The organism is Streptomyces sp. CB02261 (assembly GCF_001905665.1).
GTDB lineage: Bacteria > Actinomycetota > Actinomycetes > Streptomycetales > Streptomycetaceae > Streptomyces.
Map to the genome: position 1 here is coordinate 49,100 of NZ_LIVX01000010.1, position 25,385 is coordinate 74,484.

A 25,385-nucleotide genomic window follows, 5' to 3' on the forward strand; every position below is an offset into this window, starting at 1 on the left:
CCTCCGAGAGGAACGAGTTGCTCCAGGTACTGAACCCGGCGACCGAGGAGCTGGTCGCCACCGTCCCCGCCGCCACCCCCGCCGACGTCGACGCCGCCGTCGCACGGGCCGCCGCCGCCCAGCACGGCTGGGCCGCCGCCGCGCCCGCCGACCGGGCCCGGCTGCTCCGCCGCTACGCCGCCGTCGTCGACGAGCACATCGAGGAACTCGCCCGCCTGGAGGTCACCGAGGCCGGCCACACCCTCGGCAACGCCCGCTGGGAGGCCGGAAACGTCCGCGACCTCCTCGACTTCGCCGCCGGGGGAGTGGAGCGCCTCAACGGACGCCAGATCCCGGTGCCCGGCGGCCTGGACATCACGATCCTCGAACCGCTCGGGGTCGTCGGCGTCATCGCCCCCTGGAACTTCCCCATGCCGATCGCCGCCTGGGCCACCGCGCCCGCCCTCGCCGCAGGCAACGCCGTGATCCTCAAGCCCGCCGAGACCACCCCGCTCACCGCGCTCCGCCTCGCCGAGCTCGCCCTGGAGGCGGGCCTGCCCGAGCACCTCTTCCAGGTCCTCCCCGGCACCGGCCCCGTCGCGGGCAACGCCCTCGTCGAACACCCCGGCGTCGCCAAGATCGTCTTCACCGGCTCCACCGAGGTCGGAAAGTCGATCATGGCCAGGTGCGCCGGCCAGGTGAAGCGGCTCACCCTCGAACTCGGCGGCAAGAGCCCCAACATCGTCTTCGCCGACGCCGACATCGAGGCGGCCGCGGCCGCGGCGCCGATGTCCTTCCTCGACAACAGCGGCCAGGACTGCTGCGCCCGCACCCGCATCCTCGTCCAGCGGAGCGCGTACGACCGCTTCCTCGCACTCCTCGCCCCCGCGATCGAGGAGATCGTCGTCGGCGACCCCTCCGACGAGCGCACCCAGATGGGCCCGCTCATCTCCCGCGCCCAGCTCGACCGCGTCCGCTCCTACGTCACGGACGGACTCGACGGCATCCGCGGCAAGGCCCCCGAGGGCCCCGGCTTCTGGTTCCCGCCGACCGTCCTCACCGGCGTGCCGGAGGACGCCCCCTGCGCGGTCGAGGAGATCTTCGGACCCGTCGCCGTCGTCCTCCCCTTCGACGACGAGGCCGACGCGATCCGCCTCGCCAACGCCACCCCGTACGGCCTGTCCGGCTCCATCTGGACCCGGGACGTCGGCCGCGCCCTGCGCGCCTCCCGCGCCGTCCGGGCCGGCAACCTCTCCGTCAACTCCCACTCCAGCGTCCGCTACTGGACCCCGTTCGGCGGCTACCGGCAGTCCGGCCTCGGCCGGGAGCTCGGCCCCGACGCCCTGACCGCCTTCACCGAAACCAAGAACGTCTTCATCAGCACGGAGGGCCCCGCACTGTGAGCAACGAGATCATCTGCCGCCGACTCGTCGGCCGCACCGCCGTCATCACCGGAGCCGGCAGCGGCATCGGCCTCGCCACCGCCCGCCGCCTCGCCTCCGAAGGCGCGAACGTCGTCTGCGGCGACATCGACGAGGAGGCGGGCAAGGCCGCCGCGGAGGAGGTCGGCGGCACCTTCGTGAAGGTCGACGTCACCGACCCGGAGGAGGTCGAGGCACTGTTCAGGACCGCCTTCGACACCTACGGCTCCGTCGACATCGCCTTCAACAACGCCGGCATCTCGCCCCCCGACGACGACTCCATCCTGGAGACCGGCCTGGAGGCCTGGAAGCGGGTCCAGGACGTCAACCTCACCTCCGTCTACCTCTGCTGCAAGGCCGCGCTGCCCTACATGCGCCGCCAGGGCAAGGGCTCCATCATCAACACCGCGTCCTTCGTCGCGATCATGGGCGCGGCGACCAGCCAGATCTCCTACACCGCCTCCAAGGGCGGAGTCCTCGCCATGTCCCGCGAACTGGGCGTCCAGTTCGCCCGCGAGGGCATCCGCGTCAACGCCCTCTGCCCCGGCCCGGTCAACACCCCGCTCCTCCAGGAGCTGTTCGCCAAGGACCCCGAGCGGGCCGCGCGCCGCCTCGTCCACATCCCCGTCGGCCGCTTCGCCGAGGCCGACGAGATCGCCGCCGCCGTCGCCTTCCTCGCGAGCGACGACTCCTCCTTCGTCAACGCCAGCGACTTCCTGGTCGACGGAGGCATCTCGGGCGCGTACGTGACGCCGCTCTAGCCGCTCCGGCGGCTCCGGCCGCTCTAGAGGAAGGTGCGGCCCTCACCCCGGTACGTCGGCACGGTCGCCGTCACCCGGTCCCCCTCGATCAGCTGAAGGCTGTCGAACCGCTCGCACAGCTCGCCGGCCTTCGCGTGCCGGAACCACACCTTGTCGCCGATCCGCAGATCGTCGGCCGGCGAGCCGAGCAGCGGGGTCTGCACCTCGCCGGGGCCCTCCTGCGGGTCGTACCGGAGCCCCTCCGGCAGATACGGCACCGGCAGCCGGTCCCGGCCCGCCGCCCCCGACGCCGGGTACCCGCCGCCGAGCACGGTCACCACCCCCACCCCCGGACGGCGGACGACGGGCTGCGCGAAGAGCGCCGCGGGCCGCCCGCTGAACGACGTGTAGTTGTCGAAGAGCCGCGGCACGAACAGTCCCGAACCCGCGGCGATCTCCGTCACCGCGTCCTCGGCGGCCGTGTGCTGCACGCTCCCGGTGCCGCCGCCGTTCACGAACTCCAGGTCCGGCGCCACCGCCCGGACCGCCCGCACCACGGCCGCCCTGCGCTCCGCCAGCTCCCTGCGGGCCGCCGCCTGCATCAGCCGGATCGCCCGCGAACGCAGCGGCCGGCCCGCGACCGCGTCCCCGACACCCGCGACATGCCCCTCGTACGCCATGATCCCGACCAACCGGAACCCCGGGCGCCGCACCACCGAGCGCGCCAGCTCGGCCAGCTGGGCGGGCTCCCGCAGCGGAGAGCGCAGCGCCCCTACCCGTATCCGGCCCCCGAGCAGGCGCAGCGCCGTGTCCAGCTCCAGACAGACCCGCACCTCCTCCGTCCCGCCCGCGCGCGCGGCGTCGATCAGATCCAGCTGCGCCACGTCGTCGACCATCACGGTCACGGCGGCGGCGAGCTTCGGATCCCGCGCCAGCTCCCCGAACCCGGAACGGTCCGCCGAGGGATACGCCAGCAGGACGTCGTCGAAGCCGGCGCGCGCCAGCCACAGCGACTCGTCGAGCGTGTACGACATGACCCCCGCGAAGCCCTCCCGCGCGAGCACCCGCTCCAGCAGGGCCCGGCACCGCACGGACTTGCTCGCCACCCGCACCGGCTTGCCCCCGGCCCGGCGCACGAGGTCCGCCGCGTTGGCGTCGAAGGCCTCCAGATCGACGACCGCCACGGGCGCGTCGAGATGTGCGGTGGCCCGGTCGTAACGGGCCCGGTCGGCGGCACGGGGAGTCATGGCCCGAGCTTGCCAGACCGGTTTACGGGTGGGTAGCCCCTGAGTTCCCGCGCCGGGGGGAACAGCCCGTAGAGTGACGGGCATTGTCGACACGAGCGGGGGGGAACGGGGATGACCGGCGAGCAGCGTCCCCCCGCGACCTCCCGCATCACGGACGCGCTCCTTCCGACGGACCCCACCCCCGAACCGTCCCCGGCGGAGACCACCACCCGCCTCCGCGCGATCCGCCCGCCCGAACCCCGCACGGAGACCACCCGGCGGGACTCCGCCACGGAGGCGACGCACGCGGGCGCGGGAGCGCCGACGCGCCGCGCGCCCGGGACCGCGCCCCGGGCGACCGTGGACCGGCTCTCGACAGCGACGACGCCCTCGCCCCCGGCAGCGGCGCCCTCGGCACCCGCCGGCACGCGGCCCCGCCCGGCGTCGAACCAGGCCACGCCGCCCGCCGCTTCCCCGCCGCGTCCTGCTTCCCCGCCGACCCCTCCGTCCCCGCCGCGCCCGGCGGCCCAGCCGGTGGCCACTGCACCCGCCGGCACGCCGCCCCGCCAGGCGCAGGGCCCCGGGACCTCGGTGCCGGCGGTCCCTCCGCTCCCCGCGGCCCGCCCCGCGGCACCGGCGCCCACCGCCCCGCCCCGCCCGGGCCCCGGTCCCGCCGCCCCGGACGACGGCTGGCAGGTCCCCGCCGCGCCGCGGCAGGCGGACGGTGCCGTCGGCGTCCGGCACCTCCCCCCGTACGGCCACACGTACGGGCACACCGCCCCGCAGCCTGAGGGTCTCGGCGAGACCACCACCCGGTTCCGGCCCGTACGGGAGCGGCGTACCGGGCGACGGATCGCCGTCGCCGTCTGCGCCGTGCTCGGGATCGGACTCATCGGCGGCTCCCTCGCCGGCGTGTGGCTGGCCGCGGCCGAGCCCGGCAAGCCCGCCGAGCCCGCCGGTTACACCGAGGCCATGGGCCTCTGGCACAACGCCCCGGTCGACACCCTCTTCCCCCGCACCCTCCCCGGCCCAGGCGCCGGACCCGGCGCGGCCGCGCGGACCTGGACCCGGATCGTCGTCGCCCCGGACGCCCCCTGCACGCCCGCCGTCCTCGCCAAGGGCCTGCTCGCCACCCTCCGCCCGCTCGGCTGCGAGCGCGTCCTGCGCGCCACGTACACCGACGCCACCGCCAGCAGCGTCCTCACCGTCGGCCTCGTCTTCACCCGTGCCGACGCCCAGACGCAGCGCACCCTCGGCGGGACCACCGGCCTCACCGCCCGCCTCGGCGCCGACGTCCCGCCGGCGCTCTCCGGCCCCGGCACCGTCGCCGCCCGCTTCGGAGCCGCCCAGCGCGCCAGCTGGTGGCTGAGCGCCCCCGCCGACCTCCCCGTCGTCGTCACCGCCGTCTCCGGCTTCGCCGACGGCCGGGCCGTCACCGGTCCGCAGCCCGCCGACCGGGCCATGGCCGCGGGCCGTACCGACGCCACCGCGCAGTCCGGCCTCGGCCACGAGGCCAAGGGCATCACCGTGCGCATCGAGCGGCTGCTGCGCACGACGGTCGCCGCGGCCGTGAAGGAGAAGAACGCCCGGTGACCCGCCCCACCCGCCCCACCCGCACCGTCGCGGCCGTCCTCCTCGCCGCCGCCTTCGCCGTCCTGCCCGCCACCACCACGCCCGCCTACGCCGACACCATCCGGGCCCGCCAGTGGGGCCTCGAAGCGCTCCACACCACGGAGGCCTGGCGCACCACCAAGGGCGACGGCATCACGGTCGCCGTCCTCGACACCGGCGTCGACGCCGAACACCCGGACCTGGAGGGTTCGGTCCTGCCGGGACGCGACCTCGTCGGCTTCGGCGCGTCCAGGGGCGACCGCGCCTGGGCCCGGCACGGCACCGCCATGGCCGGGATCATCGCCGGACACGGCCATGGATACGACGGCGAGGACGGCGTCCTCGGCATCGCCCCCGACGCGAAGATCCTCCCCGTACGGGTCATCCTCGAAGGCACCGACAAAGCCCGCGACAAGGCCCGCAAGACCCGGGGCACCGCCCTCGCCGAAGGCATCCGCTGGGCCGCCGACCACGGCGCCGACGTCATCAACCTCTCCCTCGGCGACGACTCCAAGTCCGCCCACCCCGACGCGGGCGAGGACGCCGCCGTCCAGTACGCGCTCGCGAAGGGCGTCTCCGTCGTCGCCTCCGCCGGCAACGGCGGCGAGAAGGGCGACCACATCTCCTACCCCGCCGCGTACCCCGGGGTCATCGCCGTCACCGCCGTCGACCGCTACGGCACCCACGCCTCCTTCTCCACCCGCCGCTGGTACGCCACCGTCAGCGCCCCCGGCGTCGACATCGCCATCGCCGACCCCGACCGGCGCTACTACGAGGGCTGGGGCACCAGCGCCGCCGCCGCGTTCGCCTCGGGAGCCGTCGCCCTCGTCCGCGCCGCCCACCCCGACCTCACCCCGGCCCAGATCAAGCGGCTGCTGATCGACACCGCCCGCAACCGGCCGAAGGGCGGCCGCAGCGACGCCAAGGGGTACGGAACGGTCGACCCGGCCGCCGCGATCGAGGCGGGCGCCCGGCTCAAGGGCGCCGACCCCAAGACCACCACCAGCGGCTACCGCGGCCAGTACTTCGGCCCCGGCCCGCTCCCCGCCGCCGAGGAGAGCCGCCCCGTCGGCCTGCTCGCCCCCCTCGCCGGCGGGCTCGGCGTCCTGCTGCTCCTCACCGCCGTCGTCCTGCGCCGCGCCCACCGGCCCCGCTAGGGGGCGTCACCCGGACCCCGGCGGGCCGCGCGTCCCGGCGCGACGGTTAGGCTCGGTGCGTGGCGCTCAAGAACATCCCGGACCCCGGTTTCTCCGACGACGACGGCACCGCCGACCCGCGGCTCGCCGCGGCCCTCGCGGCCTGGGCGGAGGACAGGACCGCCCACGGACCGGTCCTCGACGCGCTGCGGACCGCCCGGCTGCTCGTCCCCGTGGTGGCCGTCCTCGGCGAGGTCGAGACCGACGAGAACGGACTGCGGCGCGAGAAGACCAGCGACATGGCCGTCCCCACCCTCACCGCGGGCGACCGGCGCGCCCTGCCCGCGTTCACCTCGATCGCCTCCCTCGCCCTGTGGGACCCGGAGGCCCGGCCCGTGGCCGTCCCGCTCCACCAGGCGCTCCAGGCCGCCGCGCACGAGAAGGCGGACACGGTCGTCCTGGACCTCGCGGGCCCCGTGCCGTACCAGCTGACCGGCCCCGCCCTGCTCGCCCTCGCCGAGGGCCGCACCAGCGCGGACCCGCTCGACGACCCCGCCGTACGGGACGCGGTACGGGCCGCCGTCGCGGCCGAGCCCGCGGTGCTCCGCGCCCATCTGGGTCCCGGCTCCGCCGACGGCACCCTCGCCCTGGTCCTCGCCGCGGACGCCGCACCGGCGGAGGCGGCCCAGCGCGTGGCCCGCGCCCTCGCCGCCGACGACACACTGAGGGCCCGCCTGGTGCGGGGCCTCGACCTGGCACTCCTGCCGGCCGCGGCCACCCCTCCGGGCGAGCCCTTCTACGTAAAACAGTGAAAGCGACGGGGCGACCGGGTCCTAGCCGTACACCGGCCCCGTGGCTGTCGTCCTCCGGGGGGCGACCCCCGTACCCCCGGCCGACCGGGTCCTACCCGTACACCGGCCCCGTGGCTGTCGTCCTCCGGGGGGCGACCCCCGTACCCCCGGCCGACCGGGTCCTACCCGTACACCGGCCCCGTGTACTTCTCGCCCGGGCCCTGGCCCGGCTCGTCCGGGACGAGGGAGGCCTCGCGGAAGGCGAGCTGGAGGGACTTCAGGCCGTCCCGCAGCGGAGCCGCGTGGAAGGACGAGACCTCCGTCGCGCCGGCGTCCAGCAGGCCCGCGAGCGCGTGCACCAGCTTGCGGGCCTCGTCGAGGTCCTTGTACTTGTCGCCCTCCTCGGTGAGCCCGAGCTTCACCGCGGCGGCGCTCATCAGGTTGACGGCGACCGTCACGATCACCTCGACCGCCGGGACCTCCGCGATGTCGCGGGTCATGGCGTCGAAGTCGGGGGAGTCGGGGGAGTCCGCGGACTCGTTCTGGGGCGTCTCGCTCATGACTCATACGATAGGCCGGTCCTCGGTTCGCGGAGACCGCCGGGTCCTGCTAACCTTGTGTAACGACCGGCCGGACACGTGTGTGCCCGGCCCACAAGTGGAGGCTCCGAACTCCCACCTGACCACCCTCGCGGGTGGCGGGTCACCGGTCAGGTGGCGCCCATCGTTCCGTACGGACGATGGAGCCGCCCGATGTGCGCCCCGCGGTTGACCGCGGCGGTGTTCCGGTATTCCCCTGGAGCCCCGCCTGTGTCCCGTCCGGGGCGTTTTTCATGTGCCGGCTCGGTTGGTCAGAAACAGACAGTGCGTGTCCGTCCGCCAGGCGGTCGCGTGGTGCTACCGAGGAGGATCCATCAGCGCCGAGCCCCGCATCAACGACAGGATTCGCGTTCCCGAGGTGCGACTTGTCGGACCCAGCGGCGAGCAGGTCGGGATTGTTCCGCTTGCCAAGGCCCTGGAGCTCGCACAGGAGTACGACCTCGACCTGGTCGAGGTCGCGGCGAACGCCCGTCCGCCCGTGTGCAAGCTCATGGACTACGGGAAGTTCAAGTACGAGTCGGCCATGAAGGCCCGTGAGGCGCGCAAGAACCAGGCGCACACGGTCATCAAGGAGATGAAGCTCCGGCCGAAGATCGACCCGCACGACTATGACACCAAGAAGGGTCACGTCGTCCGGTTCCTCAAGCAGGGTGACAAGGTCAAGATCACGATCATGTTCCGTGGTCGTGAGCAGTCCCGTCCCGAGCTTGGTTTCCGGCTGCTGCAGCGGCTGGCGTCGGACGTCGAGGAGCTTGGCTTCATCGAGTCCAACCCGAAGCAGGACGGCCGGAACATGATCATGGTTCTCGGCCCGCACAAGAAGAAGACCGAGGCCATGGCCGAGGCGCGTGAGGCCCAGGCCGCACGCAAGGCCGAGCGCCAGGGCGTCACCTCCGAGGAGACGTCCGAGGCTCCGGCCCCCGAGGCCCCGGCGGCCGAGGCTCAGGCCGACGCCCCGGCCGAGAACCCCGAGGCGTGACCCGGCGGGCTGCCACCCAGGCAGCCCCGGGCCCCGCCCGGAACCACCAATCGAAGAATTGACGCTCCCGGATGTCCGGTGCCCGCACCGGGGGGAGCGCCACTGACGAGGAGATACGGCGCGATGCCGAAGAACAAGACGCACTCCGGTGCCAAGAAGCGCTTCAAGGTCACCGGCTCCGGCAAGATCCTGCGCGAGCGCGCCGGTAAGCGCCACCTGCTCGAGCACAAGTCGTCCAAGCTGACGCGACGCCTCACCGGCACCGCGGAGATGGCCCCGGGCGACGCGGCCAAGATCAAGAAGATGCTGGGCATCTGATCTGATCACCCGCCCCCGGCGACGGGGGCCACCGGCCAGGTCCGGGACCCATTCGTTTTTCGGGTCGTGTGAGTCCACCCACGACCCCGCTACAAGGAGTTAACAAGTGGCACGCGTCAAGCGGGCAGTCAACGCCCACAAGAAGCGCCGGGCGATCCTCGAGGCGGCCTCCGGCTACCGCGGTCAGCGTTCGCGCCTGTACCGCAAGGCCAAGGAGCAGGTCACCCACTCGCTGGTCTACAACTACAACGACCGCAAGAAGCGCAAGGGCGACTTCCGTCAGCTGTGGATCCAGCGCATCAACGCCGCTGCCCGCCTGAACGGCATGACGTACAACCGCCTCATCCAGGGTCTGAAGGCCGCCAACATCGAGGTGGACCGCAAGATCCTCGCCGAGCTGGCCGTCAACGACGCCAACGCGTTCGCCGCGCTGGTCGAGGTCGCGCAGAAGGCTCTGCCGGCCGACGTCAACGCCCCGAAGGCCGCCGCCTGATCTTCCAGGCCGCAGTACCTCTGCCCGGACCCGCAGGCGCACCCGCGCCTGCGGGTCCGGGTGCGTCGGCCCCCGAAGCACCCGGATCGCGCCGCACCCGCATCCCGTAGTCCCCGGCCCCGAAGAGAGAACCGCCGCACCTCATGGTCACCCCCGAGCTGATCTCCCCGCGTTCCCCGCGCGTCGTCGCCGCCCGGCGGCTCGCCAAGCGCAACTTCCGGGGCAAGGACCGCCTCTTCATCGCCGAGGGCCCGCAGGCCGTCCGCGAGGCCGTCGAGCACCGCGGCTCCACCGGCGAGCCGACGCTCGTCGAGCTCTTCACCACCGTCGAGGCCGCCGAGCGGTACGCGCCGATCATCGAGGCCGCCCTCGCCGCCGGCGCCCGCGTCCACCACGCCTCCGACGCCGTCCTCGCCGAGGTCTCCCAGACCGTGACCCCGCAGGGGATCGTCGGCGTCTGCCGGTTCCTCGACTCGCCGTTCGAGGAGATCGTCGCGGCCCGGCCCAAGCTCGTCGCCGTCCTCGCCCACGTGCGCGACCCCGGGAACGCCGGCACCGTGCTGCGCTGCGCCGACGCGGCCGGGGCCGACGCCGTCGTCCTCACCGACGCGTCCGTCGACCTCTACAACCCGAAGTCGGTACGCGCCTCCGTCGGGTCCCTCTTCCACCTCCCCGTAGCCGTCGGCGTGCCCGTCGAGCAGGCGGTCGCCGGACTGAAGGGCGCGGGCGTACGGATCCTCGCCGCCGACGGGGCGGGCCAGGACGACCTCGACGCCGAGCTCGACGCCGGCACCATGGGCGGGCCGACCGCCTGGATCTTCGGCAACGAGGCCTGGGGACTGCCCGAGGAGACCCGGGCCCTTGCCGACGCCGTCGTCCGCGTCCCCATCCACGGCAAGGCCGAGAGCCTCAACCTCGCCACGGCCGCCGCGGTCTGCCTGTACGCCTCCGCGCGCGCCCAGCGCCCCCGGACCTCCCCCTGAAGGGGCCATTCCGCCTTCCCCGCCCAGTAGAGTGACGCACTCGGGGGCCCACTGCGCTACACGAAGGGGTGGGGGACGGCGATGACGGTCGGTACGGACAGTCCCGCAGAGGCACGGAGCACCACACCGCGCGCCCCAAAACCGGCGGACGCCGCGACGACCACCGGTCCGGCGGCAGGCGCCGCCCCGGACGGGGCCGGCGGATTCGCCGGGATCCACCCCGACGACCTGCCCGACGGCCTCGTCGTCGCCGACGAGCAGGGCCGGATCATCTGCTTCAACGCCGCCGCCGCCCGTATCACCGCCGTCCCCGGCGACCGCGCCCTCGGCCTGCCCCTCGACCAGGCGCTGCCCCTCGAAGACCTCAAGGGCCGCCGCTGGTGGACCCTGACCGATCCGTACGGCGGTCTCGCCATCCGCCGCGGCCAGCCCGAGCGCAATCTGCTGCTGCCCGGCGGCCGCGAGGTCCTCGTCTCCGCCCGGTACGTCCGCGAGCGGCCCACGGGACCCGTCCGCCGGGTCGTGGTCTCCCTGCGCGGCACCGAGGCGCGCCGCCGCACCGAGCGCAGCCACGCCGAGCTCATCGCCACCGTCGCCCACGAACTGCGCTCCCCGCTCACCTCCGTCAAGGGGTTCACCGCGACCCTCCTGACCAAGTGGGAGCGGTTCAACGACGAGCAGAAGCGACTGATGCTGGAGACCGTCGACGCCGACGCCGGCCGTATCAAGCGGCTCATCGCCGAACTCCTCGACATCTCCCGGATCGACTCCGGCCGGCTCGAGGTGCGCCGCCAGCCCGTCGACATCGCCGCCGCCGTCGGCCGCCACGTCCAGGTCCACACCACCGCCGGCCAGTCCCCGGACCGCTTCTTCGTACGGATCAGGCCGGGGCTGCCCGCGCTCTGGGCCGACCCCGACAAGATCGACCAGATACTCGGGAACCTCCTCGAAAATGCGGTGCGCCACGGGGACGGAACCGTCACCATCGAGGTGGCACCCGCCAGGACCGGCGACGAGGGAGAAGAGGGGACGGAGGTCACCGTGAGCGACGAGGGCCCCGGCATCCCCGAGGAGTCGATGAGCCGCGTCTTCACCCGCTTCTGGCGGGGCAGCAAGCGCGGCGGCACCGGACTCGGCCTGTACATCGTCAAGGGCGTCGTCGAGGCCCACGGCGGCACCATCACCGTCGGAAGGGGCCCCCGGGGCGGGGCCGAGTTCCGATTTATCCTGCCCGTCGGCACCCCGGCCCATCTCACCTGACGAGACCAGACGAGATCAGGAGCCGCCCGGCCTGCCCACGGGCTCATTCGCGTCCCCCCACCCCGTTAGACTCGTCCTTTGGCACGTTTGCGCCCTTGACGTCGAGCGGGGCCGCCCAGCCAGCCAACGGAAGCACGGGAAGAGATGTCCGCACCCAATAAGTCGTACGACCCGGTTGAGGTCGAGGCACTGAAACCGGAAGAGATCGAGCGCATGCGGGACGAGGCGCTCGCCGCCTTCGCCGCCGCGGGCGACCTCGACGCGCTCGCGCATGCGAAGACCGCGCACACCGGTGGCACCTCGCCGCTGGCGCTCGCCAACCGGGAGATCGGTGCCCTGCCTCCGCAGGCCAAGGCCGCCGCCGGAAAGCTCGTGGGCCAGGCCCGCGGCGTCGTCTCCAAGGCGCTCGCCGCCCGCCAGACCGAGCTCGAGGCCGACCGTGACGCCCGCGTCCTCGTCGAGGAGGCCGTCGACGTCACCCTGCCGTACGACCGTGTCCCGGCCGGCGCCCGTCACCCGCTGACCACGCTCATGGAGCGCGTCTCCGACGTCTTCGTCTCCATGGGGTACGAGGTCGCCGAGGGCCCCGAGGTCGAGGCGGAGTGGTTCAACTTCGACGCCCTCAACTTCGTCCCGGACCACCCGGCCCGGCAGATGCAGGACACCTTCTTCGTCCAGGGAACCTCCGCCGAGGGAACCGCGACGACGGGCGACGAGTCCGGCGTCGTGCTCCGCACGCACACCTCGCCGGTCCAGGCCCGCACCCTCATCGACCGGGAGCCCCCGGTCTACGTGGTGTGCCCCGGCCGCGTCTACCGCACCGACGAGCTCGACGCCACGCACACCCCGGTCTTCCACCAGATCGAGCTGCTCGCCGTCGACGAGGGCCTGACCATGGCCGACCTCAAGGGCACCCTGGACCACATGGTCCAGGCGCTCTTCGGCCCGGACATGAAGACCCGGCTCCGCCCGAACTTCTTCCCGTTCACCGAGCCGTCCGCCGAGATGGACATGCTCTGCTACGTCTGCCGCGGCGAGTCCGTCGGCAACCCGGACCGCCCCTGCCGCACCTGCGGCAGCGAGGGCTGGATCGAGCTGGGCGGCTGCGGCATGGTCAACCCCAAGGTGCTCGTCGCCTGCGGTGTGGACCCCGAGAAGTACAGCGGATTCGCCTTCGGGTTCGGCATCGAGCGGATGCTGATGTTCCGCCACAACGTCGACGACATGCGAGACATGGTCGAGGGTGACGTCCGGTTCACCCGGCCGTTCGGGATGGAGATCTGATGCGGGTCCCGCTTTCTTGGCTGCGGGAGTACGTCGACCTGCCGGCGACGGAGACCGGCCGAGACGTCCAGGCCAAGCTCATCTCGGCAGGCCTCGAGGTCGAGACCGTCGAGCAGCTCGGCGCCGGCCTGACCGGCCCCCTGGTGGTCGGCAAGGTCCTCACCATCGAGGAGCTGACGGAGTTCAAGAAGCCCATCCGCTTCTGCACCGTCGACGTCGGCCAGGCCAACGGCACCGGCGAGCCCCAGGAGATCATCTGCGGCGCCCGGAACTTCGCCGAGGGCGACAAGGTCGTCGTGGCCCTGCCCGGCGCCGTGCTCCCCGGTGACTTCCGGATCGCCGAGCGCAAGACGTACGGCCGTGTCTCCCGGGGCATGATCTGCTCCGGCGACGAGCTCGGCATGGGCGACGACGGCACGCACGGCATCATCGTGCTGCCGCCGGAGCACGAGGTCGGCACCGACGCCACGGTCCTCCTGGAGCTGTTCGACGAGGTCCTCGACATCGCCGTCACCCCGGACCGCGGCTACTGCCTCTCGATGCGCGGCGTCGCCCGCGAGACGGCCACCGCCTACGGTCTGCCGCTGCGCGACCCGGCGCTGCTCGACGTGCCCGCGCCGAACTCGTACGGCTACCCGGTCCAGGTCACCGACCCCGTCGGCTGCGACCGCTTCACCGCGCGCACCGTCGTCGGCCTGGCTCCCGAGGCCCGCTCGCCGATCTGGCTCCGCCGCCGCCTGCAGAAGGCCGGCATGCGCCCGATCTCGCTGGCCGTCGACGTCACCAACTACGTGATGCTGGAGCTCGGCCAGCCGCTGCACGCCTACGACCGCAGCCGGCTCGACGGCCCCATCGGCGTCCGCCGCGCCGAGGCCGGCGAGAAGATCACCACCCTCGACGGCACCGTGCGCGTCCTGGACGCCGCGGACCTGGTCATCACCGACAACCGCGGCCCGATCGGCATCGCGGGCGTCATGGGCGGTGCCAACACGGAGATCGCCGACCCCGTGACCGACCCCGAGACCGGTCTCGTCACCGGCACCTCCGAGGTCGTCATCGAGGCCGCGCACTTCGACGCGATCTCGATCGCCCGCACGGCCCGCCGCCACAAGCTGTCCTCCGAGGCGTCCAAGCGCTTCGAGCGGGGCGTCGACCCGCAGGCCGCGGCCGCCGCCGCGCAGCGCACCGTCGACCTGCTCGTGCTGCTCGCGGGCGGCACGGCCGAGGCCGGCGTCACCGAGATCAGCGCCCCGTCCGCGCCGCGCACGATCACCCTGCCGGCGAACCACCCGGACAAGGTCGCGGGCGTCGACTACGGCCGTGAGACCGTCGTCCGCCGCCTCCAGGAGGTCGGCTGCGCCGTCTACGGCCAGGACGAGCTCGTCGTCACCGTGCCCTCGTGGCGCCCTGACCTCGCCGCGCCGAACGACCTGGCCGAAGAGGTCATCCGCCTGGAGGGCTACGAGAACCTGCCCTCCACGCTGCCGAGGCCCCCGGCCGGCCGCGGGCTCACCGAGCGCCAGCGCGTCCACCGCCGGGTGGGCCGCGCCCTGGCCGGCGCCGGCTACGTCGAGGCCCTGAGCTACCCGTTCATCGGCGAGCAGGCCCTCGACCACCTCGGCGTCGAGGCGGACGACGAGCGTCGCCACCTGGTGAAGCTCGTCAACCCGCTCTCGGACGAGGAGCCCGCGCTCCGCACGACGCTGCTCCCGGGCCTGCTGGGCGCGCTCCGTCGCAACGACAGCCGCGGCAGCCACGACCTCGCGCTCTTCGAGACCGGTCTGGTCTTCCGGCCCGAGGGCCGGACCGGCGTGGCCGTCCGGCTGCCCGTCGACCGCCGACCCACCGCCGAGGAGGTCGCCGAGGTCAACGCCGCGCTGCCCGCGCAGCCGCGCCGCGCCGCCGTCGTCCTCGCCGGTGCGCGCGAGCAGGCCGGCTGGTGGGGCAAGGGCCGTCCGTCCGACTGGGCGGACGCGGTCGAGGCCGGCCGGACCGTGGCCGCGGAGGCCGGGGTCGAGCTGATCATCAGCGCCGACCAGCACGCCCCCTGGCACCCGGGCCGCTGCGCCGCGTTCCACGTCGAGGTGGACGGCGAGAAGGTCCTCGTCGGCCACGCCGGCGAACTCCACCCGCGCGTGGTGAAGGCCTTCGGTCTCCCGGCCCGCAGCTGCGCCATGGAGATCGACCTGGACCTGCTGGAGAAGGCGAACGAGGGCCCGCTCAGGGCTCCCCGTATCTCCTCCTTCCCGGTCGCCACCCAGGACGTCGCCCTGGTCGTCGCCCAGGACGTCCCGGCCGCCGAGGTCCAGGCCGCCCTCACCGAGGGCGCGGGTGAACTCCTGGAGTCCGTCCGGCTGTTCGACGTCTACACCGGCGACCAGCTCGGCGAGGGCACCAAGTCCCTCGCGTACGCCCTGAGGTTCCGCGCCCCGGACCGCACCCTGACGGTCGACGAGGCCACCGCGGCCCGCGACGCGGCCGTGGCCCTGGCCTCCGAGCGCACGGGCGCCACCCTGCGCGGCGCCTGACGCACGGGCACGGCACGAGGAGGGCCGCCCCGGGGATTCCCCGGGGCGGCCCTCCGCCGTATCCGGACCGCGAACGGGCATGCGGGACACGGCCGTTCGTGCGCGTGGCGGACCCCTGGCGCGGGGCGGCGCGCCGAGGGTGCTCACTCCTTCGGGTGAGATCGTCGGGGGGTGTTCCCCGGGGGGTGGCGCGGTCGGCAGAATCGACGCGGCCGCAGGGGCGGACCTGTGTGCAGCAGGGCCTTCGGGCGCTGCCGGGGCTCGGGAAGGGCCGTGCATGATCCGTACGAGGTCGTTGGTCTCCGCCGGTTCCAGGCTCCGCCGGCTCGCCCCGCTCGCGCTTCCCACCGCGTGGGGTGGGGTGGCCGTGGCGTGGAAGTTCGGCTGTCCGCTGGCCCGGCAGCCGGGGCTGCCGATGAGGATCGCCACCAGTGTCGTGTTCCTCAGCGTCGGCCTCGGCCTGGTGCTCGGCCTCCGGCGCGGTCTCGTGCGCGAGCTGGCCCGGGTGCGGGCCGTCGCCGTCGCCGCCCAGCAGGTGCTGCTGCGCCCGCTGCCCGCCCGGCTCGACGGACTCGCCCTGGCGGCGGGGCAGTTGTCGGCCTCGCGGGGAGCGTCGGTGGGCGGGGACCTGTACGAGGCGGTGGCCACCCCCTACGGGGTGCGGATCGTCATCGGGGACGTCCGGGGTCACGGTCTCGCGGCGCTCGGCGCGGTGGTGGCCGTTCTCGGCAGCTTCCGTGAGGCCGCCCACGACGAGCCCGAACTCGGCGGCGTGCTGCGGCGCCTGGAGCGGACGCTGGAGCGTCATCTGCGGGAGCGGGCACGGGACGAGCACCCGGCGCGGGCGGTAACGGATCCCGTGCATCCGGCGGCGGAGGAGTTCGTGACCCTGCTGCTCCTGGAGGTGGCCTCCGACGGGCGGCTCGCGGTGTTCAACTGCGGTCACCCCGGCCCGTACCGCCTCGGTCCGGTCGTGGAGCGGCTCCCGGTCGGCGACCCGCTGCCCCCGCTGGGGGTGCTGCCCCTGCCCGTCGCGCTCGCGCCGTACACGGCGGCCCGGCTGCTGCCCGGCGAGACGCTGGTGCTGCACACGGACGGCGCCGAGGAGGCCCGGGACCGCCGGGGCCGGTTCTTCGCGCTCGACACCGCGCTCGCCGGGATGCCAGGTGAGGTGCCGTCCGCGCTCGTCCGCCGGGTCCACACGGCCCTGCTGCACCACACGGGCGGCCGGCTCGCCGACGACGTCGCGCTGCTCGTCGTACGCAACGACCGTGTCCGGGTTCCGGCGCAGCCCGCCGAACCCGGGCTGCGCCGCCCCCGGCCCGCCCCCTCCTCCCACTGCTGAGCGGAGAGGGCAGGAGCCGGCGTCGCCCGCCCCGCCACGGAGTGTCGGGCAGATCAGCGGGGCGGGCGACGCGGACCGGGCGGCCGCACTGTTGAGGGGGGAGCCGGCGGCCCGGCCGTCGCCTTGCGGCGAGAAACACAGTCAACCGGTACGGGGACGAGCGCGGCAGAGCACGCGGACCGGAAGAACGAGTACTTGATTCACACCCCGTGCGAAATCACCCCGCGCGGTGTCGTCCCGGCGGCGTCTTCCGGACTGGTCCGTCTCGTACGAATTCGGCCACCGCTACGCTGAGTTCACCGAGCGACCGGAGCGGCCATGCAGCCCAACACCTTGCTCGACGCCCTGCTCGACGAAGCGGGCGTCTCCAACGCCGGCCTCGCCGCCCATGTGAACCGGGCCGGCCGGGCCAGGGGCCTCGTCCTGCGCTACGAACACACGGCCGTGGCGCGCTGGTTGAAGGGCCAGCGGCCGCGCGGTCAGGTGCCGGACCTGATCTGCGAGGTGCTCGCCGCGCGACTGCACCGGCAGGTGACCCTGGACGACATCGGCTTCGGCGTGCCGGACGGGCCGCTGCCGGCGGCCGGTTCGCCGCTCTCCGGGTTCGTGGAGCGGGCGGCCGCCCTGTGGCGTTCCGACGAGCAGCAGCGGCCGCACATAGTGGCCGCGCCGGCCGTGACCGGTACCCCGGCGGTGATGCCGGTCTGGGAGTGGGAGAACCCACCGGAGGACATGGACGTCTCCCGTTCGGGCCGGACCACGGTGTCGGCCGCCGACATCGCCGTGCTGTGCTCCGCCCGGTCGCACTACGAGCAGATGTACCGCAAGGCCGGGGGCATCGCGACCCGGGCCCGGATCGTCGGTTTCCTCACCACCGAGACCGCGCCGCTGCTGCGGGGCTCGTACAGCGACGCCCTGGGACGGCGGCTGCACCGTGCCACCGGGGGGCTGGTGGCGGTGGCGGGCATCTGCGCGTACGACGCGGACGCGCACGGTCTCGCCCAGCGCTACTTCCACCAGGCGCTGCGGCTCGCGAAGGCGAGCGGGGACCGGGGGCTCGGCGCCTATGTGATCGCGCTCCTCGTCAACCAGTCGCTGTTCATGGGGGAGTACCGGCAGGCGGTGGCGTTCGCGGAGGCGGCGCTGCGGGCGGCGGGGCGGCAGATCACCCCGGCGCTGGCGGCCGATCTGACGGCGATGCAGGCGAAGGCGTACGCGCATCTGGGGGACGCGGCGGCCGCGTTGGCCTGTATCCGGCGGGCCGAGGCGGCGGCGGAGCGGATCAGCCCGGGGGACGAGCCGGCGGAGACGGGCTACGTCCAGCCGGGGTTCGTCAACGTGCAGGTCGCCGAGGCCCTGCTCAGTCTGGGTGATCTCGGCGCCGCGCACGAGCACGCGGCGATGGCGGTGGGGACGCCGTCGCACGACCGGGGCCGGGTGCACCGGCTCGCCATGCTGTGCCAGATCGAGCTGCGGCAGGGGGAGGCGGAGGGTGCGGCGCGCACGGCCGTGGAGATGACCGAGCGGGCGCGGGGGATGGAGTCGCGGCGGCTGCGGGACCGGCTGCGGCAGGTGCGGGAGCATCTTCTCGCGAGCGGCGGGAGCGATGCCCGGGAGGCGGCGGCGCTCATCGACGGAGCCCTACGCGTTCCGCTCTAGCCATCGAACTGCTGCGATATTGCCACCTATCAAGCACCGACCAGTCGGAAGGTGGCAAGAACGTGCAGTGGACGAAACTGAGCGAACGCTCTGTCTATGAGAATCGCTGGTTCCGGGTGAACCTCGCGGACGTCGAACTCCCGGACGGCCGCCACCTCGACCACTATCTGATCCGGCTCCGTCCGGTCGCCGTGGCGACCGCCGTCAACGAGGCCGACGAAGTACTGATGCTCTGGCGCCATCGCTTCATCACCGACAGCTGGGGCTGGGAGCTGGCCGCCGGCGTCGTCGAGGACGGCGAGGACATCGAGGCAGCCGCCGCCCGCGAGATGGAGGAGGAGACCGGCTGGCGGCCGGGGCCGCTGCGCCATCTCCTCACCGTCGAACCGTCCAACGGCCTGACCGACGCCCGGCACCACCTCTACTGGGCGGAGCGGGCCACGTACACGGGACCGCCCGAGGACGACTTCGAGTCCTCCCGGCGGGCCTGGGTCCCGCTGAAACAGATCCCCGACATGATCGCCCGGGGTGAGATCCCGGCCGCCAACATGGCCGCGGGGCTGCTGATGCTCCACCATCTGCGCCTCGGCTGAGGAGCGGGGGGACGCCGGACGGCCCGTACCTGTGCGGGGGTACGGGCCGTCCGGTGATCGAGGGGTGGCGCGGGGGGATCAGGCGTACGGGTAGAAGCCCGAGCCCGTCTTCCGGCCGAGCCGGCCCGCGTCCACCATGCGCTGGAGAAGCGGGGGAGCGGCGTACAGCGGCTCCTTGAACTCCGCGTACATCGAGTCGGCGATCGACGCGATCGTGTCCAGACCGATCAGGTCCGAGAGCTTGAGCGGGCCCATCGGGTGGGCGCAGCCGAACTCCATGCCGTTGTCGATGTCGTCGCGGCTCGCGATGCCCGACTCGAACATCCGGATCGCCGAGAGGAGGTACGGCACGAGCAGCGCGTTGACCACGAAACCGGAACGGTCCTGCGCGCGGATCGCGTGCTTGCCGAGCGTCTTCTCCGCGAAGGCCTGCGCCCGACTGATCGTGCCCTCGGAGGTGGTGAGGGCCGGGATCAGCTCGACGAGCTTCTGCACCGGGGCCGGGTTGAAGAAGTGGATGCCGATGACCTGGTCGGGGCGGGAGGTCGCCACGGCCAGCTTCACCAGCGGGATGGACGAGGTGTTCGAGGCGAGGATGGCGTCCGGCCGGGTCATCACCTGGTCGAGCACCTGGAAGATCTCGGTCTTGACCTGCTCGTTCTCCACGACCGCCTCGATGACGAGGTCGCGGTCGGCGAACTCGCCCAGGTCGGTGGTGAAGCTGAGGCGCGCGAGCGTCGCGTCCCGCTCCTCCTCGCTGATCTTGCCGCGTTCGGCGGCCTTGGCCAGCGAGTTGTAGAGCCGTGTGCGGCCGATCTCCAGCGCCTCGCCGGTGGTCTCGGCGACCTTCACGTCAAGGCCGCTCCGGGCACACACCTCTGCGATGCCCGCGCCCATCTGGCCGCAGCCCACCACTCCGACGCGCTCAATGTCGGCCATGGAGTCCGTCACCTCGTGCCTTTCGCTCTTCTCTGGCGGCGGGGCCCGTGTGATTCCGATGCGTCCGCCTCGACCCCACGACGTTACCGCTCATTAACCGATGATCGATCGTCCAGGGCGGGCATGCTGTCCGGGTGGGTGTGAGGTATCCGACAGAAGAGGGGTACAAGTGCGGCCTATCGGCAGAAGAGGGTTCGTGGCCCGCGCGGCCGCGGCGGTGCTCGCCGTGACGGGAACGACAGCGCCGGCGGCGGCCGGAGCCGAGTCGCCGGTACGGGGCAGACCGTCCCGCGCGCCCGCGTTCCGCGGCGTGTGGATCGCCACGGTCGGCAACCGCGACTGGCCCTCCCGCAGCGGCCTCGGTGCGGCGGAGCAGCGCGCCGAACTCCTCGCCCACCTGGACAAGGCGGTCCAGCGCCGGCTGAACGCGGTGGTCCTCCAGGTGCGGCCGACGGCCGACGCGCTGTGGCCCTCGCCGCACGAGCCGTGGGCGCAGTGCCTCACCGGGACGCAGGGCCGCGACCCCGGCTGGGACCCGTTGGGCACGGCCGTCGCGGAGGCCCACGCGCGGGACCTGGAACTGCACGCCTGGTTCAACCCGTACCGAGTGGCGAATCACACGGATCCGAGCCGGCTCGTCGCCGACCATCCGGCCCGGCTCCACCCGCAGTGGGTGCTGCCCTACGGCGGCAAGCTCTACTACGACCCCGGCCGGCCCGAGGTCCGCCGCTTCGTCCAGGACGCCATGCTGGACGCGGTGCGGCGCTACGACATCGACGCCGTGCACTGGGACGACTACTTCTACCCGTACCCGGTCGCCGGACAGGACTTCGGCGACGACGAGTCCTACGCGCGGTACGGCGGGGGCTTCTCCGACAAGGCGTCCTGGCGGCGGCACAACATCGACCTGCTGGTCTCCGAGATGTCCGCGCGGATCAAGGACGTGAAGCCGCACGTGGCCTTCGGCGTCAGCCCCTTCGGGGTCTGGCGGAACATCGCCACCGACCCCAAGGGCTCGGACACCAGCGGCGGCATCCAGACGTACGACGACCTGTACGCCGACACCCGGAAGTGGATCAAGGAGGGCTGGCTCGACCACGTCGTGCCGCAGCTGTACTGGCACATCGGCATGCCCTCGACGGACTACGCCAAGCTGCTGCCCTGGTGGGACGAGGTGGTCCGGGACACCGGCGTGGGCCTCTACATCGGTGAGGCGCTCTACAAGGTGGGCGACCCCGCGCAGCCCGCCGCCTGGCAGGACCGGAAGGAACTGTCACGCCATCTGAAGCTCGCCGCCACGTACCCGAGGGTCGGCGGCCACTGCTTCTTCGCGGCGAAGGAGGTCACGGAGGACCGGATCGGGGCGATGGCGGCCGTGGTGGCCGATCACTTCCCGACCAGGGTCCTCCCGCCGGGGGAACGGGGTCAGCGGGCCTCCGCCTCGGGGTGATGACGTACGACGGTGTCGGGGCCCGGCGACATCAGGGCCTCGTGGCCGTCGTCGTCGAACTTCACGCGGTACGGGGGAGTGCCGTTCTCCCCCAGCACCTGAAGGACCTCGGCCGTACGGTCGTGGTGACCGACGGTCCGGCCGTGCACCAGCAGTGTGTCGCCCACGCTCGCCTGCATCGGGGTGACCTCCTCGCGACCGGGCTTGTCCTGCTACGGAGCCTACGTCTGCCATTGTGACCCTGGTCACCCCGATCCGTCGCGTCAGCTCCTCGCCCGCTGCGTCACGGCGATGCAGACCAGGACGCCGACCGCCGCGAGCGGGGCGGCGAGCGGCAGGGTCTCGCCGAGCAGGAACACCGACCAGAACAGGGTCAGGAGCGGCTGGGCGAGCTGAAGCTGGCTCGCCTTGGGGATGCCGATCGACGCCATGCCCCGGTACCAGACGTACAGGCCGAAGAAGGTCGAACCGGCGGCGACCCAGAGCAGGCCGATCACACCGTGGGTGTTCAGGTGTACCGGCTCCAGGGACAGCGCCACGGCGGAGCCGGCCAGCATCAGCGGCAGGCACAGGACCAGGGCCCAGCCGATGACCTGCCAGCCCGGCATCTGCCGGGCCAGCCGTCCGCCCTCGGTGTAGCCGGCCGCGCACACGAGGAGAGCGCCGAAGAGGTACAGGTCGCCCCGCGACACCGCCCCGCCGCTCTGCTGGAGCGTGAACCCGAGGACCACGACCGCGCCCGCCACGGCGGCGGACCAGAAGGTACGGGAGGGCCGCCGTCCGGTCCGCAGCGCGGCGAAGGCCGCCGTGGTGAGCGGGAGGAGGCCCACCACGACGGCGGCGTGCGAGGTGGTGGAGGTCTGCAGGGCCAGCGTCGTCAGGAGCGGGAAGCCGATGACGACACCGCAGGCGACGACGGCGAGGCCCGCCCAGTGGCGCCGCTCGGGCAGCGGTACGCGGCCGACGAGGAGGAAGGCGGCGGCGATGAGACCGGCGAGCGCGGAGCGCACGGCCACCAGCGACCAGGGGCCGAAGCTCTCCAGGCCCCAGGCGGTGGACGGGAAGGTGAGCGAGAAGCACACGACGCCGAGGACGGCGAGCAGGGTGCCGCGACGCAGCGGGTCGGCGGCGCCGCGGGGGGCGTCTTCGGTGGAGGTGTTACCGCTTCCGGCGGAGGCGCTTCCGGAGTCGGCGCTCCCTGCGGAGGTCCCGGGGGTGCGGCTTCCGCCTGGCGTCCTGGTACCCGACGGCCTTCCGGTCGGCGTGCTCCCGGTCGGGGTGCTTTCGCCGGTGGCGGTGACCGCTATCGTCATCGAGGCAGTAGCGCTATTCTGTGCTGTCATGAACGAGCGTAGCAGTGTGGGGGAACTGGCGCATTCCCTTCGGTCCGAGTTGAACCGCTACTCACCTGGTGGAAAGCTGCCGTCCAGTCGCGCGCTCGTCGAGCGCTACCGGGTCTCCCCGGTGACCGTCACCCGCGCCCTCGCCCTGCTCGCCGCCGAAGGGCTCGTGGTCACGCGCCCCGGCGCCGGCGCCTACCGCGCGGAGGCCCGTACCGCCACCCCCGCGACCGGCGACACCTCCTGGCAGGAGGTCGCCCTCAGCGCCGACTCCGCCACCGAGCTCGTCCCCCGCTCAGTCGACGCCTCCGGTGTCCTCGTCACGCTGGCCGCCCCGCAGCCCGGGGTGATCGAGTTCAACGGCGGGTACCTCCACCCCTCGCTCCAGCCGCAGCGGGCCATGGCCGCCGCCCTCGCCCGCGCCGGGCGCCGCCCCGGCGCATGGGGAAGGCCGCCCACGGACGGCCTGCCCGAACTGCGCGAGTGGTTCGCCCGTGAGATCGGCGGCAGCGTCACCGCCGCCGATCTGCTCATCACCGCCGGCGGCCAGCCCGCCCTCACCACCGCCCTGCGCGCCCTCGCCCCGCCCGGCACCCCCGTCCTCGTCGAGTCGCCCACCTACCCGGGCATGCTCGCCGTCGCCCGCGCCGCGGGACTGCGCCCCGTCCCCGTACCCGCGGACGCCGACGGGGTCCGCCCCGAGCTCCTCGACGCCGCCTTCCGCGCCACCGGCGCCCGGGTCTTCGTCTGCCAGCCGCTCTTCCAGAACCCGACCGGCGCCGTGCTGGCACCGGAGCGGCGCCGTGAGGTCATCCGCATCGCCCGCGCCGCCGGAGCCTTCGTCGTCGAGGACGACTTCGCCCGCCGTCTCGTCCACGAGGGCGCGCCCCCGCTCCCCGCCCCGCTCGCCGCCGAGGACCCCGACGGGGTCGTCGTCCATGTCTGCTCGCTCACCAAGGCGACCTCGCCCAGTCTGCGGGTCGGCGCCCTCGCCGCCCGTGGCCCCGTCCTCGAACGCCTGCGGGCCATCCAGGTCGTCGACAGCTTCTTCGTCCCCCGGCCGCTCCAGGAGGCCGCGCTCGAACTCGTCGGATCGCCCGCGTGGCACCGGCATCTGCGGGCGGTCGCCCAGGAGCTCAAGAGCCGCCGGGACCTGCTGGCCGGGGCCGTCGCCCACCATCTGCCCGCCCTCGCCCTGCCCCACATCCCCTACGGCGGCTACCACCTCTGGCTGCGCCTCCCCGACGCCCTCCCCGAGGCCGCCCTCGTCGCCACCGCCCTGCGGAGCGGTGTCGCCGCCGCCCCGGGCCGCCCCTACTTCTGCGCCGAACCCCCCGCCGGGCACATCCGGCTGAGTTTCGCGGGTGTCGCGGGCCCCACCGAGATCGCGGAGGGCGTGCGCCGGCTGCGGACCGCCGTCGACGAGCTCACCGCCTGACCGCGAGGGAGGATCGGGCGGCCCTCGCCGCCCGGCCCGCCCCGGAGCGGGGGCCCGGCAAATTCACCTGACAAGCCCCGGCGTCACTGGAAGCCTGCGGGCATGAGCGACACCACGGCCACCGGCAGCCCCGTCATGCACGGGACGTACGAGATCTCAGCCGACCCCGAGCGGATCGACGCCGACCGCGTCCACCACTGGCTCTCCACGGACGCCTACTGGGCCCTCGGCCGACCTCGGGAGAAGCAGGACGCCGCCATCGCGGGCTCCCTCAACCTCGGCGCCTATCACCGCGAGACCGGCGAGATGGCCGCCTACGCGCGCGTCGTCACCGACTACGCCACCTTCGCCTGGCTCTGCGACGTCTACGTCGACCGCCCTGCCCGCGGCACCGGCCTCGGCACCGCGCTCGTGACCGCCGTCCGCGACCACCTCGCGCCGCACGGACTGCGCCGGATCATGCTCGCCACCGCCGACGCGCACGGTGTGTACGAGAAGGTCGGTTTCACGCCATTGCGGAATCCGGACAAGTGGATGGCTCTCGGGCAGGAGTGAGCCGCAGCCCCTCCCGCCTCCGTGAATGACCCCTTGACCTGCGGAGCCTTCGGCCTCACGATCGCGGCCATGAGTCTTCGGGTGACGCTCGTCACGGCGGCACGCAGCTCCTCCCTGCTCGCCGAACGCTTCGACGACGACCGGCCGCTCGACGAGGCCGGCTGGTACGAGGTGCAGCTCGCCGCGCCGGCGCTCATCCCGCTCGGCGCGGCCGAGCTGCGCTACTGCTCCCCCACCCCGCGCAGCCGCGCCACCGGCACCGCACTCGGCTACGCACCGCTCGCCCAGCCCGCGCTGCGCGACTGCGACATGGGCCGCTGGCGGGGCCTCACCCTCGCCGAGGTCGCCGCCCTCGAACCGGCCGCCGTCGACGCCTGGCTCACCGACGCCCGCACCGCCCCGCACGGCGGCGAACCGCTCCTCGCCTTCATCACCCGGGTGGGGAACTGGCTCGACACCCGCCCCGCCGAGGACGGCTCCATCGTCGCCGTCGTGGAACCCTCAGTCGCCCGGGCCGCCCTCGTCTACGCACTGAAGGCGCACCCCGCCACCTTCTGGAGCGTCGACGTCCGCCCCCTCTCCACCGTCACCCTCACCGGCCGTCCCGGACTCTGGCACCTCCAGCTCGACGCGGCCCTGCGCTGACCGGCCCCCTCCGCCCACGCCATTCCACCCCCTCCCGTCACGCGCCAGGGCGAGCCGACGGCCGCGACCGGCT

The 25,385-nt window shown here is 73.6% G+C and carries 24 protein-coding genes; 19 read left to right on the forward strand and 5 right to left on the reverse strand.

Annotated elements, in window-relative coordinates:
• Nucleotides 1-17: 17 nt before the first annotated feature.
• Together AMK29_RS28645 and AMK29_RS28650 are read left to right on the forward strand one after the other, a co-directional pair.
• Complete coding sequence (locus AMK29_RS28645; RefSeq protein WP_198942352.1) at nt 18-1,382, forward strand: aldehyde dehydrogenase family protein; 1,365 nt, start codon at nt 18-20, stop codon at nt 1,380-1,382.
• Entirely contained in the window at nt 1,379-2,161 is a 783-nt protein-coding gene (locus tag AMK29_RS28650) for a 3-oxoacyl-ACP reductase (RefSeq protein WP_073818485.1), read from the forward strand. Before AMK29_RS28645 ends, AMK29_RS28650 begins: the two co-directional genes overlap by 4 nt.
• 23 nt (nt 2,162-2,184) lie before the next feature.
• Here the strand turns inward: AMK29_RS28650 and AMK29_RS28655 are convergent, their stop codons facing one another.
• Entirely contained in the window at nt 2,185-3,387 is a 1,203-nt protein-coding gene (locus tag AMK29_RS28655; protein WP_073818486.1) for an amino acid deaminase/aldolase, read from the reverse strand.
• Nucleotides 3,388-3,498: 111 nt separating this feature from the next.
• Here AMK29_RS28655 and AMK29_RS37700 point away from each other — a divergent pair, with 111 nt between their 5' ends.
• The 3 genes from AMK29_RS37700 to AMK29_RS28670 are packed head-to-tail and all read left to right on the forward strand — an operon-like array spanning nt 3,499 to nt 6,925.
• Nucleotides 3,499-4,959 (forward strand): hypothetical protein, encoded by a 1,461-nt coding sequence (locus AMK29_RS37700; RefSeq protein WP_274535651.1) that lies wholly within the window; start codon nt 3,499-3,501, stop codon nt 4,957-4,959.
• On the forward strand, nt 4,956-6,134 hold the full coding sequence (mycP, locus tag AMK29_RS28665) for a type VII secretion-associated serine protease mycosin (protein WP_073818488.1): 1,179 nt from the start codon (nt 4,956-4,958) through the stop codon (nt 6,132-6,134). Before AMK29_RS37700 ends, mycP begins: the two co-directional genes overlap by 4 nt.
• Nucleotides 6,135-6,193: 59 nt before the next feature.
• Nucleotides 6,194-6,925 (forward strand): SseB family protein, encoded by a 732-nt coding sequence (locus AMK29_RS28670; RefSeq protein ID WP_073818490.1) that lies wholly within the window; start codon nt 6,194-6,196, stop codon nt 6,923-6,925.
• A 161-nt stretch (nt 6,926-7,086) separates the two neighbouring features.
• On the opposite strand, the gene AMK29_RS28675 is transcribed toward AMK29_RS28670, so the two are convergent.
• Nucleotides 7,087-7,464, reverse strand: a complete 378-nt coding sequence (locus AMK29_RS28675) for a DUF1844 domain-containing protein (RefSeq protein WP_073818491.1) — start codon at nt 7,462-7,464, stop codon at nt 7,087-7,089.
• A gap of 307 nt (nt 7,465-7,771) precedes the next feature.
• Between AMK29_RS28675 and infC the strand changes: the two genes are divergently transcribed.
• The 10 genes from infC to AMK29_RS28730 all read left to right on the forward strand — a co-directional run bounded on the left by infC (nt 7,772) and on the right by AMK29_RS28730 (nt 18,945).
• Nucleotides 7,772-8,482 carry a translation initiation factor IF-3 gene (gene infC, locus AMK29_RS28685; protein WP_073818492.1) on the forward strand — a complete coding sequence of 237 codons (711 nt, stop codon included), beginning with the start codon at nt 7,772-7,774 and terminating at the stop codon, nt 8,480-8,482.
• A 123-nt stretch (nt 8,483-8,605) separates the two neighbouring features.
• Complete coding sequence (rpmI, locus tag AMK29_RS28690) at nt 8,606-8,800, forward strand: 50S ribosomal protein L35 (protein WP_073818494.1); 195 nt, start codon at nt 8,606-8,608, stop codon at nt 8,798-8,800.
• A gap of 106 nt (nt 8,801-8,906) precedes the next feature.
• Nucleotides 8,907-9,293: a 50S ribosomal protein L20 gene (gene rplT, locus AMK29_RS28695; protein WP_015032398.1), complete on the forward strand. Its 387-nt coding sequence runs from the start codon at nt 8,907-8,909 to the stop codon at nt 9,291-9,293.
• 143 nt (nt 9,294-9,436) lie between these two features.
• The gene (locus AMK29_RS28700) at nt 9,437-10,276 is read left to right on the forward strand and encodes a TrmH family RNA methyltransferase (RefSeq protein ID WP_073818495.1); all 840 of its coding nucleotides are present in this window, start codon (nt 9,437-9,439) and stop codon (nt 10,274-10,276) included.
• An 81-nt stretch (nt 10,277-10,357) separates the two neighbouring features.
• A complete protein-coding gene (locus AMK29_RS28705; RefSeq protein ID WP_073818497.1) occupies nt 10,358-11,536 on the forward strand; it encodes a sensor histidine kinase in 1,179 nt (392 codons plus the stop codon).
• Between the two features lie 144 nt (nt 11,537-11,680).
• The gene (gene pheS, locus AMK29_RS28710; protein WP_073818499.1) at nt 11,681-12,820 is read left to right on the forward strand and encodes a phenylalanine--tRNA ligase subunit alpha; all 1,140 of its coding nucleotides are present in this window, start codon (nt 11,681-11,683) and stop codon (nt 12,818-12,820) included.
• Nucleotides 12,820-15,348, forward strand: coding sequence for a phenylalanine--tRNA ligase subunit beta (gene pheT / locus AMK29_RS28715; protein WP_073818500.1), 2,529 nt, complete (start codon nt 12,820-12,822; stop codon nt 15,346-15,348). The genes pheS and pheT overlap by 1 nt, the downstream gene beginning before the upstream one ends.
• A 277-nt stretch (nt 15,349-15,625) precedes the next feature.
• Nucleotides 15,626-16,693, forward strand: coding sequence for a PP2C family protein-serine/threonine phosphatase (locus tag AMK29_RS28720; RefSeq protein WP_073818502.1), 1,068 nt, complete (start codon nt 15,626-15,628; stop codon nt 16,691-16,693).
• Between the two features lie 318 nt (nt 16,694-17,011).
• Nucleotides 17,012-18,352, forward strand: coding sequence for a transcriptional regulator (locus AMK29_RS28725; RefSeq protein WP_073818504.1), 1,341 nt, complete (start codon nt 17,012-17,014; stop codon nt 18,350-18,352).
• A 62-nt stretch (nt 18,353-18,414) separates the two neighbouring features.
• The gene (locus tag AMK29_RS28730; RefSeq protein ID WP_073818505.1) at nt 18,415-18,945 is read left to right on the forward strand and encodes an NUDIX hydrolase; all 531 of its coding nucleotides are present in this window, start codon (nt 18,415-18,417) and stop codon (nt 18,943-18,945) included.
• A 78-nt stretch (nt 18,946-19,023) separates the two neighbouring features.
• Here the strand turns inward: AMK29_RS28730 and AMK29_RS28735 are convergent, their stop codons facing one another.
• Nucleotides 19,024-19,884 (reverse strand): 3-hydroxybutyryl-CoA dehydrogenase, encoded by an 861-nt coding sequence (locus AMK29_RS28735; RefSeq protein WP_073818507.1) that lies wholly within the window; start codon nt 19,882-19,884, stop codon nt 19,024-19,026.
• A gap of 196 nt (nt 19,885-20,080) precedes the next feature.
• Here AMK29_RS28735 and AMK29_RS28740 point away from each other — a divergent pair, with 196 nt between their 5' ends.
• Nucleotides 20,081-21,334: a glycoside hydrolase family 10 protein gene (locus tag AMK29_RS28740; protein ID WP_241845750.1), complete on the forward strand. Its 1,254-nt coding sequence runs from the start codon at nt 20,081-20,083 to the stop codon at nt 21,332-21,334.
• Here AMK29_RS28740 and AMK29_RS28745 read toward each other — a convergent pair.
• Together AMK29_RS28745 and AMK29_RS28750 are read right to left on the reverse strand one after the other, a co-directional pair.
• Complete coding sequence (locus AMK29_RS28745; RefSeq protein ID WP_073818510.1) at nt 21,310-21,513, reverse strand: DUF1918 domain-containing protein; 204 nt, start codon at nt 21,511-21,513, stop codon at nt 21,310-21,312. The genes AMK29_RS28740 and AMK29_RS28745 overlap by 25 nt on opposite strands.
• An 84-nt stretch (nt 21,514-21,597) precedes the next feature.
• Nucleotides 21,598-22,677: a DMT family transporter gene (locus AMK29_RS28750; protein WP_241845751.1), complete on the reverse strand. Its 1,080-nt coding sequence runs from the start codon at nt 22,675-22,677 to the stop codon at nt 21,598-21,600.
• On the opposite strand from AMK29_RS28750, the gene AMK29_RS28755 reads away from it, so the two are divergent.
• The 3 genes from AMK29_RS28755 (at nt 22,676) to AMK29_RS28765 (ending at nt 25,312) form a co-directional block, all read left to right on the forward strand.
• Nucleotides 22,676-24,112 (forward strand): aminotransferase-like domain-containing protein, encoded by a 1,437-nt coding sequence (locus AMK29_RS28755; RefSeq protein ID WP_073818511.1) that lies wholly within the window; start codon nt 22,676-22,678, stop codon nt 24,110-24,112. The genes AMK29_RS28750 and AMK29_RS28755 overlap by 2 nt on opposite strands.
• Nucleotides 24,113-24,214: 102 nt before the next feature.
• On the forward strand, nt 24,215-24,667 hold the full coding sequence (locus tag AMK29_RS28760) for a GNAT family N-acetyltransferase (protein ID WP_073818513.1): 453 nt from the start codon (nt 24,215-24,217) through the stop codon (nt 24,665-24,667).
• A 69-nt stretch (nt 24,668-24,736) separates the two neighbouring features.
• Nucleotides 24,737-25,312, forward strand: coding sequence for a histidine phosphatase family protein (locus AMK29_RS28765; protein ID WP_073818826.1), 576 nt, complete (start codon nt 24,737-24,739; stop codon nt 25,310-25,312).
• Nucleotides 25,313-25,385: the final 73 nt, after the last annotated feature.

Excerpts from the sequence above, each read along its gene's own strand:
- AMK29_RS28760 (WP_073818513.1), top strand. The coding sequence starts at position 24,215 with ATGAGCGACACCACGGCCACCGGCAGCCCCGTCATGCACGGGACGTAC.
- AMK29_RS37700 (WP_274535651.1), top strand. The coding sequence starts at position 3,499 with ATGACCGGCGAGCAGCGTCCCCCCGCGACCTCCCGCATCACGGACGCG.
- rpmI (WP_073818494.1), top strand. The coding sequence starts at position 8,606 with ATGCCGAAGAACAAGACGCACTCCGGTGCCAAGAAGCGCTTCAAGGTC.
- AMK29_RS28675 (WP_073818491.1), bottom strand. The coding sequence starts at position 7,464 with ATGAGCGAGACGCCCCAGAACGAGTCCGCGGACTCCCCCGACTCCCCC.
- AMK29_RS28655 (WP_073818486.1), bottom strand. The coding sequence starts at position 3,387 with ATGACTCCCCGTGCCGCCGACCGGGCCCGTTACGACCGGGCCACCGCA.
- AMK29_RS28755 (WP_073818511.1), top strand. The coding sequence starts at position 22,676 with ATGAACGAGCGTAGCAGTGTGGGGGAACTGGCGCATTCCCTTCGGTCC.
- AMK29_RS28765 (WP_073818826.1), top strand. The coding sequence starts at position 24,737 with ATGAGTCTTCGGGTGACGCTCGTCACGGCGGCACGCAGCTCCTCCCTG.
- AMK29_RS28720 (WP_073818502.1), top strand. The coding sequence starts at position 15,626 with ATGATCCGTACGAGGTCGTTGGTCTCCGCCGGTTCCAGGCTCCGCCGG.
- pheS (WP_073818499.1), top strand. The coding sequence starts at position 11,681 with ATGTCCGCACCCAATAAGTCGTACGACCCGGTTGAGGTCGAGGCACTG.
- pheT (WP_073818500.1), top strand. The coding sequence starts at position 12,820 with ATGCGGGTCCCGCTTTCTTGGCTGCGGGAGTACGTCGACCTGCCGGCG.
- AMK29_RS28705 (WP_073818497.1), top strand. The coding sequence starts at position 10,358 with ATGACGGTCGGTACGGACAGTCCCGCAGAGGCACGGAGCACCACACCG.
- AMK29_RS28700 (WP_073818495.1), top strand. The coding sequence starts at position 9,437 with ATGGTCACCCCCGAGCTGATCTCCCCGCGTTCCCCGCGCGTCGTCGCC.
- AMK29_RS28725 (WP_073818504.1), top strand. The coding sequence starts at position 17,012 with ATGCAGCCCAACACCTTGCTCGACGCCCTGCTCGACGAAGCGGGCGTC.
- AMK29_RS28750 (WP_241845751.1), bottom strand. The coding sequence starts at position 22,677 with ATGACAGCACAGAATAGCGCTACTGCCTCGATGACGATAGCGGTCACC.
- AMK29_RS28745 (WP_073818510.1), bottom strand. The coding sequence starts at position 21,513 with ATGCAGGCGAGCGTGGGCGACACACTGCTGGTGCACGGCCGGACCGTC.
- AMK29_RS28735 (WP_073818507.1), bottom strand. The coding sequence starts at position 19,884 with ATGGCCGACATTGAGCGCGTCGGAGTGGTGGGCTGCGGCCAGATGGGC.